Source organism: Allobosea minatitlanensis (assembly GCF_964020775.1).
In genome coordinates this window covers 3,716,308-3,732,656 of record NZ_OZ224509.1, presented here as the reverse complement: position 1 = coordinate 3,732,656, position 16,349 = coordinate 3,716,308, and the positions used below count along the sequence as shown (strand labels likewise).

At 70.3% G+C, this 16,349-nt stretch carries 15 protein-coding genes; 8 read left to right on the top strand and 7 right to left on the bottom strand.

All coding sequences use genetic code 11. The annotated features are described in order from the left end of the window. Positions 1-53: 53 nt before the first annotated feature. Positions 54-1,136 (top strand): ligase-associated DNA damage response exonuclease, encoded by a 1,083-nt coding sequence (locus tag ACWH43_RS18410; protein WP_260348074.1) that lies wholly within the window; start codon positions 54-56, stop codon positions 1,134-1,136. 4 nt (positions 1,137-1,140) lie between these two features. On the opposite strand, the gene ACWH43_RS18405 is transcribed toward ACWH43_RS18410, so the two are convergent. Then, entirely contained in the window at positions 1,141-1,914 is a 774-nt protein-coding gene (locus tag ACWH43_RS18405; RefSeq protein WP_158446119.1) for an SGNH/GDSL hydrolase family protein, read from the bottom strand. Between the two features lie 134 nt (positions 1,915-2,048). Here ACWH43_RS18405 and ACWH43_RS18400 point away from each other — a divergent pair, with 134 nt between their 5' ends. The 3 genes from ACWH43_RS18400 to ACWH43_RS18390 all read left to right on the top strand — a co-directional run bounded on the left by ACWH43_RS18400 (position 2,049) and on the right by ACWH43_RS18390 (position 4,956). After that, positions 2,049-3,686 (top strand): cisplatin damage response ATP-dependent DNA ligase, encoded by a 1,638-nt coding sequence (locus ACWH43_RS18400; protein WP_158446118.1) that lies wholly within the window; start codon positions 2,049-2,051, stop codon positions 3,684-3,686. A gap of 194 nt (positions 3,687-3,880) precedes the next feature. After that, entirely contained in the window at positions 3,881-4,561 is a 681-nt protein-coding gene (locus ACWH43_RS18395) for a response regulator (RefSeq protein ID WP_158446117.1), read from the top strand. 140 nt (positions 4,562-4,701) lie between these two features. Beyond that, on the top strand, positions 4,702-4,956 hold the full coding sequence (locus tag ACWH43_RS18390) for a DUF6460 domain-containing protein (RefSeq protein WP_260348075.1): 255 nt from the start codon (positions 4,702-4,704) through the stop codon (positions 4,954-4,956). 32 nt (positions 4,957-4,988) lie between these two features. Here ACWH43_RS18390 and ACWH43_RS18385 read toward each other — a convergent pair whose 3' ends face one another. Continuing rightward, a complete protein-coding gene (locus ACWH43_RS18385; protein ID WP_158446115.1) occupies positions 4,989-6,077 on the bottom strand; it encodes a quinone-dependent dihydroorotate dehydrogenase in 1,089 nt (362 codons plus the stop codon). 62 nt (positions 6,078-6,139) lie between these two features. Then, entirely contained in the window at positions 6,140-6,493 is a 354-nt protein-coding gene (locus ACWH43_RS18380; RefSeq protein ID WP_158446114.1) for a DUF952 domain-containing protein, read from the bottom strand. A 165-nt stretch (positions 6,494-6,658) separates the two neighbouring features. Between ACWH43_RS18380 and ACWH43_RS18375 the strand changes: the two genes are divergently transcribed. Next, positions 6,659-7,288, top strand: a complete 630-nt coding sequence (locus ACWH43_RS18375; RefSeq protein WP_158446113.1) for a S24 family peptidase — start codon at positions 6,659-6,661, stop codon at positions 7,286-7,288. Between the two features lie 83 nt (positions 7,289-7,371). On the opposite strand, the gene ACWH43_RS18370 is transcribed toward ACWH43_RS18375, so the two are convergent. The 4 genes from ACWH43_RS18370 to ACWH43_RS18355 form a co-directional block, all read right to left on the bottom strand. Continuing rightward, positions 7,372-8,826: a sensor histidine kinase gene (locus ACWH43_RS18370; protein ID WP_158446112.1), complete on the bottom strand. Its 1,455-nt coding sequence runs from the start codon at positions 8,824-8,826 to the stop codon at positions 7,372-7,374. A gap of 10 nt (positions 8,827-8,836) precedes the next feature. Continuing rightward, positions 8,837-10,291, bottom strand: a complete 1,455-nt coding sequence (locus tag ACWH43_RS18365) for an FAD-dependent oxidoreductase (protein ID WP_377785479.1) — start codon at positions 10,289-10,291, stop codon at positions 8,837-8,839. A gap of 86 nt (positions 10,292-10,377) precedes the next feature. Further along, positions 10,378-12,708: a putative bifunctional diguanylate cyclase/phosphodiesterase gene (locus tag ACWH43_RS18360; protein ID WP_158448101.1), complete on the bottom strand. Its 2,331-nt coding sequence runs from the start codon at positions 12,706-12,708 to the stop codon at positions 10,378-10,380. A gap of 195 nt (positions 12,709-12,903) precedes the next feature. Beyond that, on the bottom strand, positions 12,904-13,845 hold the full coding sequence (locus tag ACWH43_RS18355; RefSeq protein WP_158443640.1) for an enoyl-CoA hydratase-related protein: 942 nt from the start codon (positions 13,843-13,845) through the stop codon (positions 12,904-12,906). 440 nt (positions 13,846-14,285) lie between these two features. Here ACWH43_RS18355 and ACWH43_RS18350 point away from each other — a divergent pair, with 440 nt between their 5' ends. From ACWH43_RS18350 to ACWH43_RS18340, 3 genes are read left to right on the top strand one after another with little or no spacing between them, the layout of a single operon-like run. Further along, positions 14,286-14,453, top strand: coding sequence for a hypothetical protein (locus tag ACWH43_RS18350; RefSeq protein ID WP_260348079.1), 168 nt, complete (start codon positions 14,286-14,288; stop codon positions 14,451-14,453). 58 nt (positions 14,454-14,511) lie between these two features. Beyond that, entirely contained in the window at positions 14,512-15,801 is a 1,290-nt protein-coding gene (gene murA / locus ACWH43_RS18345) for a UDP-N-acetylglucosamine 1-carboxyvinyltransferase (protein ID WP_158443639.1), read from the top strand. 45 nt (positions 15,802-15,846) lie between these two features. After that, on the top strand, positions 15,847-16,290 hold the full coding sequence (locus ACWH43_RS18340; protein WP_158443638.1) for a DUF2948 family protein: 444 nt from the start codon (positions 15,847-15,849) through the stop codon (positions 16,288-16,290). Positions 16,291-16,349 lie beyond the last annotated feature (59 nt).

Genomic DNA, 16,349 nt, shown 5'->3' with positions numbered 1-16,349 from the left:
GCGGGAACATTCGCCTTTTGGAGCAGGGCGATGGCGGGCGGAAGAGGCTGCGGATGGCGGGCGCAATGAGGCCGGCCGGGCCGGGCGCCCGCTGGCGCCCCTCCGAATTGCTGCTGCCGACGCCGGCCGGGCTCTATTGCCCGCCGGCCGATATCCATATCGATCCCGTCCGGCCGGTGGCCCGCGCCCTGATCACCCACGGCCATTCCGATCATGCCCGGGCCGGCCATGGCGCCGTGCTGGCGACGCGCGAGACGCTGGCGATCATGGCGCTGCGCTATGGCGAGGGCTTCGCCGGCTCTCGGCAGGTCGCGCTGCCGGGCGAGGCGATCCGGATCGGCGAGGTCGATTTCCGCTTCCTGCCGGCCGGTCATGTCCTCGGCTCGGCGCAGATCGCGGTCGAGAGCCGGAACTTACGCATCGTCGCCTCCGGCGACTACAAGCGCGAGCGCGACCCGACCTGCGCGCCCTTCGAGCCCGTGCCCTGCGACATCTTCATCACCGAGGCGACCTTCGGCCTGCCGGTCTTCCGTCACCCGCCGGCGGCGGGAGAGGTCGCCAAGCTGCTGGAATCGGTCCGGCTCTTCCCGGAGCGGACGCATATCGTCGGCGCCTATTCGCTCGGCAAGGCGCAGCGCCTGATGGCGCTGATCCGCGAGGCCGGCTACGAGCGGCCGATCTACATCCATGGCGCAGTCGAGAAGATCACCGCCTTCTATCGCGAGGAAGGCGTCCCGCTCGGCGAGACCCGCCTCGTCGCCGGGCAGGACCGCAAGGCGCTCGGCGGCGAGATCGTGATCTGCCCGCCCAGCGCCACGCAGGACCTGTGGGCGCGCCGCTTTCCCGACCCCGTCACCGCCTTCGCCTCGGGCTGGATGCGGATTCGCGCCCGCGCCCGCCAGAAGGGCGTCGAATTGCCCCTGGTCGTCTCCGACCATGCCGATTGGGACGACCTGCTCGCGACCATCCGCGAGGTCGGGGCGGGCGAGATCTGGGTGACGCATGGCGAGGCCGATGCGCTCGTCCACTGGTGCGGAACGGCGGGCCTCAGGGCCAGGCCGCTGCATCTCGTCGGCTATGGCGACGAAGGCGAGGCGGAGACCGAAGCGGAGGCCGCCGATGCGCCGGAAGCCTGACGGCTCAGCGGGTCTCGGCCACGACCGGCCGGTTCGGCGCCGCCATCTCGACCAGCGCCGCCGCGATGTCGCGGGCGAGGCAGTCATAGCCCGCATCGCTCATATGGAAGCCGTCGGTCCAGAGCGCGGATTTGAAGGCCTCGGCGTCGCTGTCGTGCCATTCCCGCATCGTCTCGTAGCGGGTGAAGACCGGGACCGCCTTGTGCCGCGCGACCTCGGCGATCGCGGCCACGAAGCGGCGATAGGTCTGCGGGTCGCGCACCCTTGGGAAGAATTGCGGGTCGAGGATGGCGAGCGGCGTCTTCGCCCGCCGGGCCAGCCGGATGCCTTCGCCGAGCATGTCGCGGAAGGCGTCGAGATCGCCGCCCTTGACCGCGTCGTTGGTCCCGACCTGCCAGATCACCAGATCGAAGCGGCGCTCGCTAAGGGCCGTCTCCAGCCGCGCCAGAGTCTGCGGCGCGGTCTCGCCGCCGATGCCGGCATTGACGATCTCGATCTTCGATTTCGGCCAGGCCTTGCCAAGCAGGGCCTGCAGCCGGGCCGGATAGGTCCTGTCCCTGGCGCTGGCGCCGATGCCCTCGGTCGAGGAGGAGCCGATGGCGAGGATGGCGAGGGGGCGCCCCCGCGCGACCGCCTCGGCCAGCGGCGCGAGGGTGGCGTGCGACTGCACGATCGGCGTCTCGCGGCAGGAGAAGCCGGCGGCCTGGGCCGGGGCTCCGGCCGACAGCGTCGCGGCGATGACAGGCCAGGCGAGAAGGGACCGCATCGCGGCACGCATCGGCAGGGATCTCCCTTGGATGATCGTGCCGCTACGGAACCGCGGATGAATGGTGGCTGAACGATGCGTTGCAAGGCCGGACGATCGCGGGGCGGGGGCGGGAAAACCGCCGCATGTGGCCGGAGGGTGACGCCATGAACCGCTTCGCCTGGCTGCTCGACCGGCTGGCCTATGAGCCGCGCCGCAACGCCAAGCTCGCGCTGATCGCCGATTATCTGCGCGCCACGCCCGATCCGGATCGCGGCTATGCGCTGGCCGCGATGACGGGCGGCCTCGTCTTCCGCAACGCCAAGGCCGGGCTGATCCGCGCCTTGATCGCCGAGCGGACCGATCCGGTGCTGTTCGCTCTGTCCTACGATTATGTCGGCGACCTCTCCGAGACGGTCGCGCTGATGTGGCCGGCGCGGCATGGCGCCAACGCGACGCCGCATCTGCCGGAGGTCGTCGAGAGCCTGCGCGAGGCCGGCAAGACCGATCTGCCGCGCCTCGTCGCCTCCTGGCTCGACGCGCTCGACGAGACCGGCCGCTGGGCGCTGCTCAAGCTCATCACCGGTGCCTTGCGCATCGGCGTCTCGGCCCGGCTCGCCAAGACGGCGGCGGCGAGCCTCGGCGGCGTGCCGCCCGACGAGGTCGAGCAGGTCTGGCACGGGCTGGAGCCGCCCTACGCCGAGCTCTTCGCCTGGCTGGAAGGCAGGGGGCCGCGGCCGGAGGCGCGCGATCCCGCGCCCTTCCGCCCGGTCATGCTCTCGCATCCGCTGGAGGATGGCGATTTCGACAGGCTCGACCCGGCCGCATTCGCCGCCGAGTGGAAATGGGACGGCATCCGCGTCCAGGCGGCGAGCGGCCGCAAGGCGGATGGCACGCGCGTCACCCGGCTCTATTCGCGCACGGGCGAGGACATCGCCGGCGCCTTTCCCGACCTCGTCGAGGAGCTGACGCAGGATGGCGCGCTCGACGGCGAATTGCTGGTGATGCGCGACAGCGCCGTTCAGAGCTTCAACACGCTGCAGCAGCGGCTGAACCGCAAGACCGTGACGGCGAAGATGCTGGGCGAGTTCCCCGCCCATATCCGCGTCTACGATCTCCTGGTCGACGGCGAGGAGGACATCCGCCATCTGCCTTTCGCGGAGCGGCGCCGGCGGCTGGAGGCCTTCCTGTCGCGGCTCGCCAGCCCGCGCTTCGACCTTTCGCCGCTGATCCCCTTCGCCTCCTGGCGGGAACTGACGGCGGCGCGCTCCGATCCGGCCTCGGCCGGGGCGGGGGCCGATGCGGAGGCCGTCGAGGGCTGCATGATCAAGCGCCGCGATTCGCCTTATCTGCCGGGCCGGCCCAAGGGCTATTGGTGGAAATGGAAGCGCGACGCCCGGCTCGTCGACTGCGTGCTGATGTATGCCCAGCGCGGCCACGGCAAGCGCTCTTCCTTCTATTCCGACTATACCTTCGGTGTCTGGCGCGTCGCCGCCGAGGGCGGGCTCGAGCTGGTGCCGGTCGGCAAGGCCTATTTCGGCTTCACCGACGAGGAGCTGCTCGAGATCGACAGATATGTCCGCAAGAACACGCTGAACCGTTTCGGCCCGGTGCGGGAGGTGAGGCATGCGGCCGAGAGCGGCCTGGTCTTCGAGGTCGCCTTCGAGGGCTTGCAGCGCTCGACGCGGCACAAATCCGGGCTCGCCATGCGTTTCCCCCGGATCAATCGCATCCGCTGGGACAAGCCGCCGCGCGAGGCCGACCATATCGAGGTGCTGGAAGCGCTGTTGCCGACCAATGGCTGAGACCGGACGGGTTGCGGCCATGCGCTTGGAATGCTTGTGATCCGCCCGGCCCCTGGGGCAAAATATCGGAATCGCTGCCGCGGCGGCGAGCGAGGGCATTTTCGGGCGCGGCCGGAGACGGCGGGCGCGGGACATGCGGTGGAACAAAAGATGAGGGCGTTTCCGCGCGGCGGACACGCTCCGGGAGGGGCGCGATGAGCAAGCAGCCTGCGACACGGATCGTCGTCGCCGACGATCATCCGCTCTTTCGCGGCGCGCTGCGGCAGGCCGTCTCGCACGCCATCGCCGGGGCGGAGGTCAGCGAGGTCGGCTCGCTCGAGGCGTTGACCGAGGCGCTGGCCGGCGGCGGCGACGCCGATCTCGTCCTGCTCGACCTCAGCATGCCGGGCGTCCAGGGCTTTTCCGGCCTGCTCTTCCTGCGCGCCGACCATCCCGAGATCCCGGTCATGGTCGTCTCGGCCAATGACGATCCGGCGGTGATCCGCCGCTGCATCGAGTTCGGCGCGCTCGGCTTCCTGCCCAAGACGGCGGATGTCGCGCAGATGGGCGAGGCGATCCGCGCGGTGCTCGACGGCGGCGTCTGGACGCCGCCCGGCGTCGATCTGACGGCGCCGGTCGATGCCGAGGTCGCCGACATGGTCCGCCGCCTCTCGACGCTGACGCCGCAGCAGGTGCGCGTGCTGATGATGCTGTCGGAAGGCCTGCTCAACAAGCAGATCGCCTACGAGCTCGGCGTCTCCGAGGCGACGGTGAAGGCGCATGTCTCGGCGATCCTGACCAAGCTCGACGTCGACAGCAGGACGCAGGCCGTCATCGCCGCCTCGAAGATCGCCGGCACCGCCTGGGCCAATCTCGGGACCGGCTCGGCCGCGTGAAGGCGAGGGCCTGGCGGGACGGGCGGCCGCGGCTGTGCAGGCGGCGTTCAGCCGCCGTTCAAGCGCGGCGCGTTTCAGGTTAAGACAGCGCGGAAGCGCCCCGGAACGGCATGGGGCGCAACAGGATGGCCATCGCTTCCATGGAACGTTTTCTCGGCGGCTCGCCGCTCAGCGTCCTCGTCAGGCTGATCTTCGTTTCGCTGCTGGTCGGGGCCGCCATGGCCTTTCTCGGCCTGTCGCCGCGCGGGCTCTACGAGGCGGCGGCCCGCTTCGTGCGCTCGATCACCGGGCTCGGCTTCGGCGCGGTCCGCGAGGTCGGCCAATGGGTCGTCGCCGGCGCGTTGATCGTGGTGCCGCTCTGGCTGCTGATGCGGCTTTTCGCGGCGCGGAAATAGATTCGCCTGAGCCACGCCGTCATTCCTGCGCCTTAAAGCCCTTCGCCGCGCGCGATCGCGGCGGCGTCGCGGCCGATCAGGGCGGTGAGGCGCGGCAGCCCCGCCCGGCGCGCCTGCGAGGCCAGCCCGGCCTTGATCTCCCGCACCAGCCCCGGCCCCTTGTAGACCAGCGCCGAATAGAGCTGCACCAGCGTCGCCCCGGCCCGGATCTTGGCGAAGGCGGCCTCGGCCGAATCGACGCCGCCGACGCCGATCAGCGGGAACTGTCCTTCGACGCGCAGGAAGGTCTCGGCCAGGACTTGGGTCGAGGCCGCGAAGAGCGGCTTGCCGGAGAGCCCGCCGGTCTCGGTCCGGGCGGCGCTGCGCAGCGTCGCCGGCCGCGCCACCGTGGTGTTCGAGACGATCATGCCGTCCAGGCCGCGCCTGCGCGCGACCGCGACCATGCCGTCGAGCTCCGGCAATGTCAGGTCCGGCGCGATCTTGAGCAGGACGGGTGTGGGCGCGCCGCCGGCCGCGGCCTCGTCGCGCGCCGCCAGCGTGCGGGCGAGCAGGTCGTCGAGCGCGCTCTCGGCCTGCAGATTGCGCAGGCCCGGCGTGTTCGGCGAGGAGACGTTGACGGTCAGGAAATCCGCGAGCGGCGCCAGCCGCCGCGCCAGGACGGCATAGTCCTGCTCCCGGTCGGCCGAGTCCTTGTTGGCGCCGAGATTGACGCCGACGAGGCCGCCGCGCCCGCGCCGGGCGGCCAGGCGCCTGGCGACGGCCTCCATCCCCTCGCTGTTGAGGCCGTAGCGGTTGATGACGGCCGCGTCCTCGGCGAGCCGGAAGACGCGCGGCTGCGGATTGCCGGGCTGGGGCAGCGGCGTCACCCCGCCGACCTCGACGAAGCCGAAGCCGAGCCCCAGCGCGCCGTCGATCGCCTCGGCATGCTTGTCGAAGCCGGCCGCGAGTCCGACCGGATTGGGGAAGGACAGGCCGAAGGCCTCGCTCGTCAGAACCGGATCGTCCGCCGCCGGCTTCAGGGCCGGCGCCGATGCCAGCGCCATCACCGTCATCCGGTGGGCCTTCTCCGCATCCATCCGGTGGATCAGGGGGCGGGCGAGATGGAAGAGACTGGCGAGCATGGCGGGTCTTTAGAGCATCCGGCGCCGGGGTGGGTACGGATTTTTCGTCGCAGAAGACGGGCTCAGCGCGGGACGTCGAGATCGTCCGGAAGCGCGTGGCTTCCATCGGCTTCCAGGGGCAGCGGCGCCACCCAGCGCACGGCCTTCGGATCGAGCGGCGCATAGAGATGCGGAAACGGCGCGCCGCCTCGCGAGGGCTCGTAACGAAGCGCGTCGCCGAGGCGCGAATCGGCGACGGCGATCAGCAGCAGCCCCTCCTGCCCGGCAAAATGCTTCGCGGCGGTCTCGGCGAGCTGGGCGCCCGTCGAGAAATGGATGTAGCCGTCGGCAAGGTCGACCGGGGCGCCGTCGAAGCGGCCGCTCCGCTCGGCTTCGGCCCAGAGCGCGGCGGGACATATCTTGTAGATCAGCGGCATCGGAAGCCTCCTGCGCGAGCGGCTGGAGACGGCATAGACAGTGGCAGCAGCTTTCCGCAAGCGGGCTGAGGGTATTGCGCGAAAGCGGATTGAAATCTTACAGAATAGGGGATATTTCCTACATCTATCCCCGTCAAACGGCAAGAGCCCCGCGAGGCCCCGACGATGCTGTCACACCACCAGATCTGGGAGGCGATCGACACGCTCGCCCAGCGCTACGGCTTCACGGCTTCGGGGCTGGCCCGCAAGGCCGGGCTCGACGCTACCACCTTCAACCGCTCCAAGCGCATCGGGCCGGACGGGCGGGAGCGCTGGCCCTCGACCGAGTCGATCGCCAAGATCCTGGCCGCGACCGGCGCCTCGCTCGACGAGTTCATGAGCGTGGTGCTCCGTCGCGCGCCCGCCCCGGCGCGGACCATCCCGCTGATCGGCTTCGCCCAGGCGGGTTCGGGCGGCTTCTTCGACGATGGCGGCTTTCCGGCCGGGACCGGCTGGGAGGAGGTCGCCTTTCCCGGCGTGACCGACGAGAAGGCCTATGCGCTGGAGATCTCCGGCGATTCGATGCTGCCGCTCTATCGCGACGGCGACACCATCATCGTCTCGCCGACCGCGACGGTGCGGCGCGGCGACCGGGTCGTGGTCAAGACGGTGGAGGGCGAGGTGCTGGCCAAGCAGCTCAAGCGCCAGACCGCGAAGACCGTCGAGCTCGCCTCGCTCAACCCCGAGCATCCCGACCGGACCCTGAACCTCGCCGACCTCGCCTTCATGGCCCGCGTGATCTGGGCGAGCCAGTAGGCGGTGGTGGCAAGGCGCCGGCCCCGGCCGTCATTGCTGCGCCTCGCAATGATGGGAAAGGAGTGCCACGGCCCCGCGGACCGTCAGTGTCCGTTGCGCCGCAGCGGCAGCGAGATCCGGAAGACCGCGCCGACCGGCGCCGGCTCCAGCGCGATCGTGCCGCCATGGAGCCGGACGAGCTCGGCCGCGACGGCGAGGCCCAGCCCGGTGCCGCCGGGCGTGACCGAGCCGCGGAAAGCCTGGAACAGGTTGGCCTGGGCGCGCTGCGGCACGCCGGGGCCGTTGTCGATGACGCGCAGCGTCACGGCGCCGCCCGCCGCCGCCCCGGTGACCGTCAGGGTCGGCCGGCTGCCGGGCTCGGCCCCCGCCTGGGTCAGCGCCTGGACGGCGTTGCGCATCAGATTGGTCAGGACCCGCGCCATCTGGTCGGGGTCGCAAGGGGCGACGAGCTCGGCCGGGACCTGGTTCTCGAAGCTGAGCTGCCCGATCTCGGACAGGCCCAGCAGTTCGGCCTGCTCGGCGACGAGCTGGCGCAGCGCCACCGGCCGGATCGTCGGCGTCGCCTCCGCGGCGCGGCCATAGGCGAGGGTGGCCTGGCAGAACTCGATGGCGCGGCCGAGCGTCGCGATCAATCGCGGCGCGAAGCGGCGGATCTTGGCGTCGCGCGTCTCGACGAGCTGGTCCGACATGAGCTGCGCCGCCGCCAGCATGTTGCGCAGATCGTGGTTGATCTTGCTGACGGCGAGGCCGAGCTCGGCGAGGTGCTTCTTGGTGCGCAACTCGCCGGCGAGCGTCATCTGCATGCGGGCCAGCGCGCGCTCCGCCTCGCCGATCTCGTCGGCCCGGTGCGAGGGCGCGATGATCCGCTGCGGGTTCTCGGGCTCGGCCTCGAACTCCATCACATTGGCGGCGAGCCGGCGGATCGGCTCGACGATCAGGGAGTTCAGCGCGACATAGACGGCGAGCGCCGTGAGGCCGATCAGCAGCAGCGAGATCAGCAGCAGGCTCCAGGAGAATTTCAGCATCGCCCGCCTGAGCGGCGCCTCGTCGATGACGATCTCGACGAAATCCGCGCCGCCAACCGCCTCGCCGACGACGCGGATCGGCATCGGGGCCGGCGCCACCAGCACCGCCACGGCCTCGCGGATCGAGGTCCACCAGTCGAGCTGGCGCAGGTCGACGGAGCGCGAGACCTCGGGCGGCGGCATCGAATCGAGGCTGAGCAGCCGCCGCGCGCCGCCGACCCGGGCGGCGATGGCGCGGGCGCCGACGCCCATCAGCAGGCGGTTCTCGCTGCCCTCCGGCAGGCCGTCCTCGGGCGCGCCCTCCAGCACCAGCGCCGCGACCTGCGCGGCCGCGATCCGGTCGTTCAGCCAGTTGCGGCGGAAATTGGCGATGGAGGGCACGTAGATCAGCACCTCCGCCAGCATGACGAACAGCACGGTGACGAGCAGGAGCTTGGCCGAGAGGCCGAGCCGGGTCAGGCCGCGCGGAACGCTGATCGACAGGTCGTGTCTGGGCGCGCCGGGCTCGAGCATCGAGGCGATCCTAGCCGAAACGGCGCAGAAAGCCGATGAGGCGGCGCAGGCCTGGGCTTGTCGTCGCGCCGGCGTGGAAGCCGAGGGCCGCGCGCCGGGAGGCGTCGCCGAGCGCCAGAGCCGGAAGCGGGACCTCCGCCATCTCGGTGACGGCGAGCCCGGCCTTCAGCGCCAGGCACCAGGGCGCGATCAGCTCGGCGGCGCCGTCGCCGACGATGGTCACCCCGCGCAGCCGGCCCTTCCGGTCGGTCACGAGCTTGATATGGCCCTCGGTCCGCCCGGCTGCCGCGGCGGCTGGCACCTCGGCGAAGGGCCAGCGCAGCACCCGGACCCGGCCCGGTCGGGCTTCCCGGCCGGTGTCGCCGAGCGAGGCGACCTCCGGCCGGCACCAGGCCACCCGCGGGGAGAGCGCCGGAGCGACCGCGCCGTTGCGGCGGAACAGCACGCTGCGCAGCACGATGCCGACATGGTCGTCGCCGGCGGCGCTGCCCGATCCGGCCGCCGCGCCTCCCGCGCAGCTTCCCAGGGCGAATATCCGCCGGTTGGCGGTGCGCAGGCTCCTGTCGACGATCACGCCGCCGGAATCGGCGCGGATGCCCGCCAGATCGAGGTCGAGGGCGTCGATATCGGGCTTCCGCGGGCCGGCCACGAGCAGGCGCGAAACCGGGAGCGTGCCGTCGCCGTCCGGGCCCGAGACGGTGAGGCTCAGGCCGCCCCGGCGGCCTTCCGCCTGCACGATCGCGCTGTCCTCGTGCAGAGCCACCCCTTCGCGCAGCAGGCGCTGGCGCAGGATCAGGGCCGCCTCGGCATCGTGCTCCGGCAGGATGCCGGCCGGGCAGACCAGGGCGACGGCGCTGCCGAGGCGGGCGAAGGCCTGCGCCAGCGCAACGGCGGCGCCGTTGCCGCCGAGGACGCAGAGCCGCTCCGGCAGGCGCGTCAGCCCCGGCAGATCGTCCTCGCTGAGGACCAGGGCCGGGTCGAGCGCGGCGAGCCCGGGCAGGGCCGGAATCTCCGGCCGCGAGCCGGTCGCGATGGCGAAGCGCCGGGCCTTCACCACGACGTCCCCGACCGCGAGGCTGCCGCGGCCGATGAAGCGGGCCTCGCCCCGCAGCAGGCGGATGCCGAGGGCGGCGAGTCGTTCGGGCCGCTGGTTGGCGGCGCTGACGGCCAGCGCCCGCTGGATATGGTCTTGGATCCGCGCCTCGTTGACCCGCGGCGCGTCGAGCTGGAATCCGAGCCGGCCGGCCTCGCGCGCCTCCTGCACCCGGGCGGCGGCCGCGACGAGGGCCTTCGCCGCCAGCGCGCCTTGCCGGCCGCCGGCGGCCTCGCGCTCGACCAGCACGACCGGCGCGCCGAAGGCCGCTGCCGCCGCCGCCAGCGCGATACCCCTGTCGCCCGCGCCGATGACGCAGAGATCGGGGGTCAGTGCGGCGGGTTTCGCCGCCTTGGCCGTGGCCTCGCTCACCGGATGATCCGTTCCGCCTGCTTTCGCCATCGCAGATGCGTCGTTGCGATGGCGGAATCAAGGTCGCCCGCCGCAGGTTGCCGCATTCAGGCGACGTGGCGGCCCTTGGTGTCGCGCTTCAGGGCCGCGAGGCTCTCCGGCTTGCCGAAGAGATAGCCCTGGGCCCGGTGAGCGCCGAGCAACTGCACGGCGATGCGCTGCTGCTCGGTCTCGATGCCCTCGACCACCACGTTCATCTGCAGGCGCCGGGCGAGCTGGCAGACCGCCTCGATGATCGCCTTGGGCGCCTCGCTGGTATGGACGTCGCGGGCGAAGCTCTGGTCGATCTTCACCTGGGCGATGGGATAGGCGGAGAGATAGCCGAGCGCCGAATAGCCGGTGCCGAAATCGTCGAGCGCGAAGCTCACGCCGAGCGCCTTCAGCTCCTCGAGCACGGCGAGGGTCAGCTTGTTGTCCTCGATCAGCAGCGATTCCGTGATTTCGAGCGTCAGCCGCCGCGAGCTCAGCCCCGAGGCGATCAGCGCTTCCTTGACGGTGTCGATCAGGCGGCGCGGCTCGCGGAACTGCAGCGGCGAGACGTTGACCGAGACGCCGATGCCCGGCTCCCAGCCGGCGGCGTCCTTGCAGGCCTGCCGGATGGCCCAGTCGCCCATGGTGGCGATCAGCCCGGACTGCTCGGCGATGGGGATGAAGACGCTGGCCGGGACCATGCCGCGGGTCGGGTGGCGCCAGCGCATCAGCGCCTCGCGCGACACGATCGCCTGCGTCTTCAGGTCGACGATCGGCTGGTAGAACAGCTCGAGCAGGCCGTCGCTGCAGGCCTTGCGCAACTCGACTTCGATCTCGTGCCGCTCGAGCATCTCCTCGGCCATGGCCGGGTTGAAGAACATCAGCGTGTTGCGGCCGGCCGACTTCGCCTTGTAGAGCGCCGTGTCGGCATGGCGCAGCAGGTCGGCCGGGGAGGCGCCGTCATAGGGCGCCATCGCGATGCCGATGCTGGCGGTGACGTAGACGGTCTTGCCGTCGACGTCGAAGGAACGCGTCATGCTGTCGATCATGCGCTGGGCGATGGCCGAGACGATGCTGTGGTCGCCGGAGGGCAGGATCAGCAGGAACTCGTCGCCGCCGAAGCGCGCCAGCATGTCGTTGCTGCGGGTGGCGCCGCGCAGGCGGCTGGCCGTCTCCATCAGCACCAGATCGCCGATATCGTGGCCCAGGCTGTCATTGACCTGCTTGAAGCCGTCGAGATCGACATAGAGCAGCGCGAAGGCCTCGCCGGTCCGCTCGAGCCGCGCGAAGGCCTCGTCGATATGGCGGTTGTACTCGAAGCGGTTGGCGAGCCCGGTCAATTCGTCGAAGCGCGCCATCTGCTCGATGCGGGCCTCGGTCCGCTTCCGCTCGGTGGCGTCCTCGGTCAGCATCAGGATGCCGCCCTCGGCGGCCGGGGCGAAGGTCACGACCAGCACCAGCCCGCCGCGGGTGACGACCTCCTGGCTCGCCGCCTGCTGCGTCGACTGCACCGAGACCAGCGCCGAGCGGATGTCGCGGAGCTGCTCGGAGCTGATGACCTGGCGCTCGACCAGGAAGCGCGCGATCGCCGTCAGCGGCGTGCCGGGCAGGGCGAGCGTCTCGGGCAGGCCGTAGAGCGCGCTGTGCGGCGCGTTGCTGACCGCGAGCTTGAGGCTCCTGTCGAACATCGCCAGCCCGTCGATCATCGTGTTGAGCGCGGCGTCGAGCGTCAGGTTCTGCGAGTGCAGCGCGGTGGCCAGCGCCTTCGACTGCTTGGTCGCCTCGCTGAGGGCGAGCAGGTTGCGATGCAGCGAATTGGTGATCGCGATGTTCGCCGCCACGTACAGGAAGGCGAAATAGCCGATATATTTGTAATAGGGATTGTTGGCCCCGATCAGGCCGATCGCCATCGGGATGCAGAAGGTCAGCAACTGCACCGCGACGAATTTCGGCCGCCCCGCATTGCGCGCGACATAGCCCGAGGCGAGCGCGATCGTCGATGAAACCGAAGTGATGTGCGCGGCGGCATCGTCGGTATGCACCAGCGCGACGTAGCAGCTATAGCCGAGCACGGCGCTGAAGGCCGTGGCGCCGAGGAAATAGTCGCGGTCCCAGCGCCGCGTCTCGGCGTAGCTGTCCTTGGCGTGGTTGCGGCGCCGATAGGCGATGAGGGTGACCAGCCGCAGCGCCACGACCAGCGCGACCAGCAGCGTCAACTGGATGAAGACCTCGTGCCGGGTCGAGACCCAGCAGAGAAACGGAGTCAGGATCCCGGCGATCCCGCCGGGAATGATCGAGGCGGGGGAGGAGAACAGCGAGTTGACCAGCAGGGTATAGCCGGTCAGGTCGAAGTCATCGTCCCGCTCGCGCCGTCCTGTGGCCATCAAACGCCGGAAAGCGTCTGCCATTCACTCCTGCCTTTGCCGCTGCGGGCGGCTCGATGCGTGAGATGTCCGGAGGTCTCACGTCATCTCAAGCTTTAGGCGGGCAGAAGTAAATGCTTCGTGAGGGAAGGGCCCCATCCTCGGCCGCGCGCCCGCAGGAACGGGCGTTTCCCGTCCCGCGGATTGAGCGGCAGGAGGCCTTGCAGCCGCCGGTTGCCGTCAGGCGGATTCCGTCTGGCGCTGATAGACGCGCGCCAGCATCCGGTCCTGGGTCTGGGCGATGCGCTGCAGCTTCGAGATCGCGCTCGGGCTCAGGCGCAGCATGCAGTCGGCCCAGATCTGGCCGAGATGAGAGAGTTCCTCGCGCAGGTCGCCGGCCCGCCGGTTGAAGGCGGTGAACAGCGCCGTCTTGGCCGCGTGGATCGGCAGGGAATCGGCGCAGTATTTCCGAATCCAGGCCTCGCCGGTGCCGGTCGGCACCACGGCTTCCAGCCCGCCGGCCTCCATGAAGGCCTGGGCGCTCATCTCCTCGCCCGACATCAGGAGCTTCTCGGCGGCGCGCGCGCCCATCCGCCGCGACAGGATCGCGACCGCCGTGATCGGGAAATGGTTGAACTTGATCTCGGGATAGACGAACGAGGCCTGCTCCTCGGCGATCATCACGTTGCAGGAGCGCGGCGCGTCGATGCCGCCGCCGATCGCCTTGGCGTGGATCGTCGAGAGCGTCACCACCAGCCCGTTCAGGCCGCTGCTGTTCCAGATCGCGCCCTCGGCGGAGAGGCGCGCATATTCCGCCAGCGCCGCGCGGTCGTTCTTCGCCAGGCAGTCCAGATAGAAATCGAGATCGCCGCCCAGCGTGAAGAAGGGGCCCGTCCCGCGGAAGGCGAGGAAGCGCACCGGCGCGCGGTGATACTGGTCCGCAGCCCCCCAGAGCGCCGAGATCGCGGCCTGGATCTTCACCAGGCTGTCGAGCAACTGCAGCGTGAAGACCGGCTTGAGCTCGGGGCGGATCGTCACCCACAGCGTCTTGATCGCCGATTCATAGGCGAGCTCCACCTCGGGCAGGAACCCCGCCTTGTAGCGGATGGCGTCGATCACCTCGCAGCTTTCGAGGAGAGCCGGACCGGCGCGGTCTTCATTCAACGCAAACGACTCGAACATGACGCCACCCTCGCAACGTGAATGCCGCCACCGTAAACGAGCTTAACAAACTGTAAACGCATTCCACCGGAAATGGTTAATTTCATTAATGTTTTCATGTTACCTATGGTCATCTTCCGTCGCGTTCCGGCACGCAGCCGCGTGGCGCCGGCAAGATTCGCGCCGGGAGGAGCCGGCCCGGAGGGCGGCACGGCATGCGGCGATGGCGGGGATTCCAGGCGGAAGCCGGCCTCGGGGGGAGGAGATGCCCGAGGAGCGGGAGAATGTGCGCGCCGGCGGCTTCGCGGCTGTCGCAGAACGGGACGCCGCCTGCCCGGATGCGGGACGCCGGACGGGCGCCGCTGCGCGCCCGCGCTTGTCCCCAGCCGGCTCTGCGGCTAACCATGTCGCCGCGAATTCGCCGCGTTCCCGCGTTCAAACCTTGATGCCGAGTTGATGCCGTGACTCGCCAGACCGCCGACGACGAGAAGCAGGCGCGCCTTGCCGCCGCCCTCCGCGAGAACCTGAAGCGCCGCAAGGCACAGGCTCGCGCCCGTCGCGCGGAAGAGGCGCAAGCCCACGGGCATGACGCGGCGCCGCCCGTTCAGGCCGACACCCGGCGGACCTGACCCTCCTTATTCATGACGCGCCGCGGGCCCGAAGCCGCCGGCCGAGTAGGACCTGACGATGGACAAGATCCGCATCACCGGCGGCCAGCGCCTCAATGGCGCGATTCCGATTTCCGGCGCCAAGAACGCCGCCCTGCCGCTCATGATCGCGAGCCTGCTGACGGACGAGACGCTGACGCTGACCAACGTCCCGCGCCTGTCGGACGTCACCGCGCTCTCGCGCATCCTCTCCAATCACGGCGTCGACCGCACGGTCGCCGGCAAGCGCATCGGCCAGTCGGCCGAGACCGGCCAGACCATCTCGCTGACCGCCCGCCAGATCGTCGACACCTGCGCGCCCTACGAGCTGGTCTCGACCATGCGCGCGAGCTTCTGGGTGATCGCGCCCATCCTCGCCCGGATGGGCGAGGCCAAGGTTTCGCTGCCGGGCGGCTGCGCCATCGGCACGCGCCCGGTCGACCTGCTGCTGATGGCGCTGGAGAAGCTCGGCGCCGAGATCGAGATCGAGAACGGCTATGCGCTGGCCCGCGCGCCCCAGGGCCTCAAGGGCGGCGAGATCGTCTTCCCGAAGGTGACGGTCGGCGGCACCCATACCGCGCTGATGGCCGCCGTCCTCGCCGAGGGCACGACCGTGATCGAGAACGCGGCGCGCGAGCCCGAGGTCACCGACCTCGCCGCCTGCCTCGTCAAGATGGGCGCCAAGATCGAGGGCGCCGGCACCTCGCGCATCGTCGTCACCGGCGTCTCGCGCCTCGGCGGCGCCCATCACGCCGTGCTGCCGGACCGGATCGAGACCGGCACCTATGCGATGGCCGTGGCCATGACCGGCGGCGACGTGGTGCTGGAAGGCGCGCGGGCGGAATTGCTGCAATCGGCGCTCGACGTGCTGGTCAAGGCCGGCGTCGAGATCAGCGAGACCAATGAGGGCATCCGCGTGCGCCGCAACGGCCACGGCATCGACGCGGTCGATGTCGACACCGACCCGTTCCCCGGCTTCCCGACCGATCTGCAGGCGCAGTTCATGGCGCTGATGACCAAGGCCAAGGGTACCTCGCGCATCCGCGAGACCATCTTCGAGAACCGCTTCATGCATGTGCAGGAGCTCGCCCGCCTCGGCGCGAAGATCCGGCTCGACGGCGACGTCGCCCATGTCGAGGGGGTCGGGAAGCTCACCGGCGCGCCGGTGATGGCGACGGATCTGCGCGCCTCGGTCTCGCTGGTGATCGGCGGCCTCGCGGCCGAGGGCGACACCACGATCAACCGCGTCTACCATCTCGATCGCGGCTTCGAGGCGCTGGAAGCCAAGCTCGGGCGCTGCGGCGCCGTGGTCGAGCGGATCAGCAGCTAAGTCGCGGCGGTTGATTTTCTCGGTGCGGCTCGTCAGAACGATGTCATGTCTGACGACGCCGCCGAACCGCTCAAGCTCGTCGCGCTCGACGCCGACGACCTCGCCATCGTCTCCGCCCATCTCCAGGATGCGGTGCTGAAAGCGGCCGACATCGCCTATCTGCCGGCCGAGAAGCGCTTCGCGCTGGCCGTGCGGCGCTTCGACTGGGAAGGCGCCGTGCACGGCAAGCGCCGGCGCCGGCTGTCGGCCCTGCATTTCGACCGGGTGCTCGGCGTCCGCAGCGCCAGGCTCGACCAGAACGACGCCGGCAAGGTGCTGAACCTGCTCGCCATCACCTTCGAGCAGAACGACGAGCCGGCCGGGGACGTCACGCTGCATTTCTCGGAAGGCGCCGCGATCCGGCTTTCGGTCGAGTGCGTCGAGGCCCAGATAAAGGATCTCGGCCCGGTCTGGGAAGCGGTGGCGACGCCCGGCCATCCCGACGCCTGATCGCTGCCTTTTTTCGCACCGCGGCCGCTTCAATCGCCCCAGCCCTTCGTCTAAAGAAC

Coding starts and splice junctions, on each gene's coding strand:
- ACWH43_RS18370 (WP_158446112.1), bottom strand. CDS start 8,826: ATGCTCGAGCCCGGCGCGCCCAGACACGACCTGTCGATCAGCGTTCCG.
- ACWH43_RS18395 (WP_158446117.1), top strand. CDS start 3,881: ATGAGCAAGCAGCCTGCGACACGGATCGTCGTCGCCGACGATCATCCG.
- ACWH43_RS18405 (WP_158446119.1), bottom strand. CDS start 1,914: ATGCGTGCCGCGATGCGGTCCCTTCTCGCCTGGCCTGTCATCGCCGCG.
- ACWH43_RS18385 (WP_158446115.1), bottom strand. CDS start 6,077: ATGCTCGCCAGTCTCTTCCATCTCGCCCGCCCCCTGATCCACCGGATG.
- ACWH43_RS18390 (WP_260348075.1), top strand. CDS start 4,702: ATGGAACGTTTTCTCGGCGGCTCGCCGCTCAGCGTCCTCGTCAGGCTG.
- ACWH43_RS18355 (WP_158443640.1), bottom strand. CDS start 13,845: ATGTTCGAGTCGTTTGCGTTGAATGAAGACCGCGCCGGTCCGGCTCTC.
- ACWH43_RS18400 (WP_158446118.1), top strand. CDS start 2,049: ATGAACCGCTTCGCCTGGCTGCTCGACCGGCTGGCCTATGAGCCGCGC.
- murA (WP_158443639.1), top strand. CDS start 14,512: ATGGACAAGATCCGCATCACCGGCGGCCAGCGCCTCAATGGCGCGATT.
- ACWH43_RS18360 (WP_158448101.1), bottom strand. CDS start 12,708: ATGGCAGACGCTTTCCGGCGTTTGATGGCCACAGGACGGCGCGAGCGG.
- ACWH43_RS18375 (WP_158446113.1), top strand. CDS start 6,659: ATGCTGTCACACCACCAGATCTGGGAGGCGATCGACACGCTCGCCCAG.
- ACWH43_RS18380 (WP_158446114.1), bottom strand. CDS start 6,493: ATGCCGCTGATCTACAAGATATGTCCCGCCGCGCTCTGGGCCGAAGCC.
- ACWH43_RS18340 (WP_158443638.1), top strand. CDS start 15,847: ATGTCTGACGACGCCGCCGAACCGCTCAAGCTCGTCGCGCTCGACGCC.
- ACWH43_RS18410 (WP_260348074.1), top strand. CDS start 54: ATGGCGGGCGCAATGAGGCCGGCCGGGCCGGGCGCCCGCTGGCGCCCC.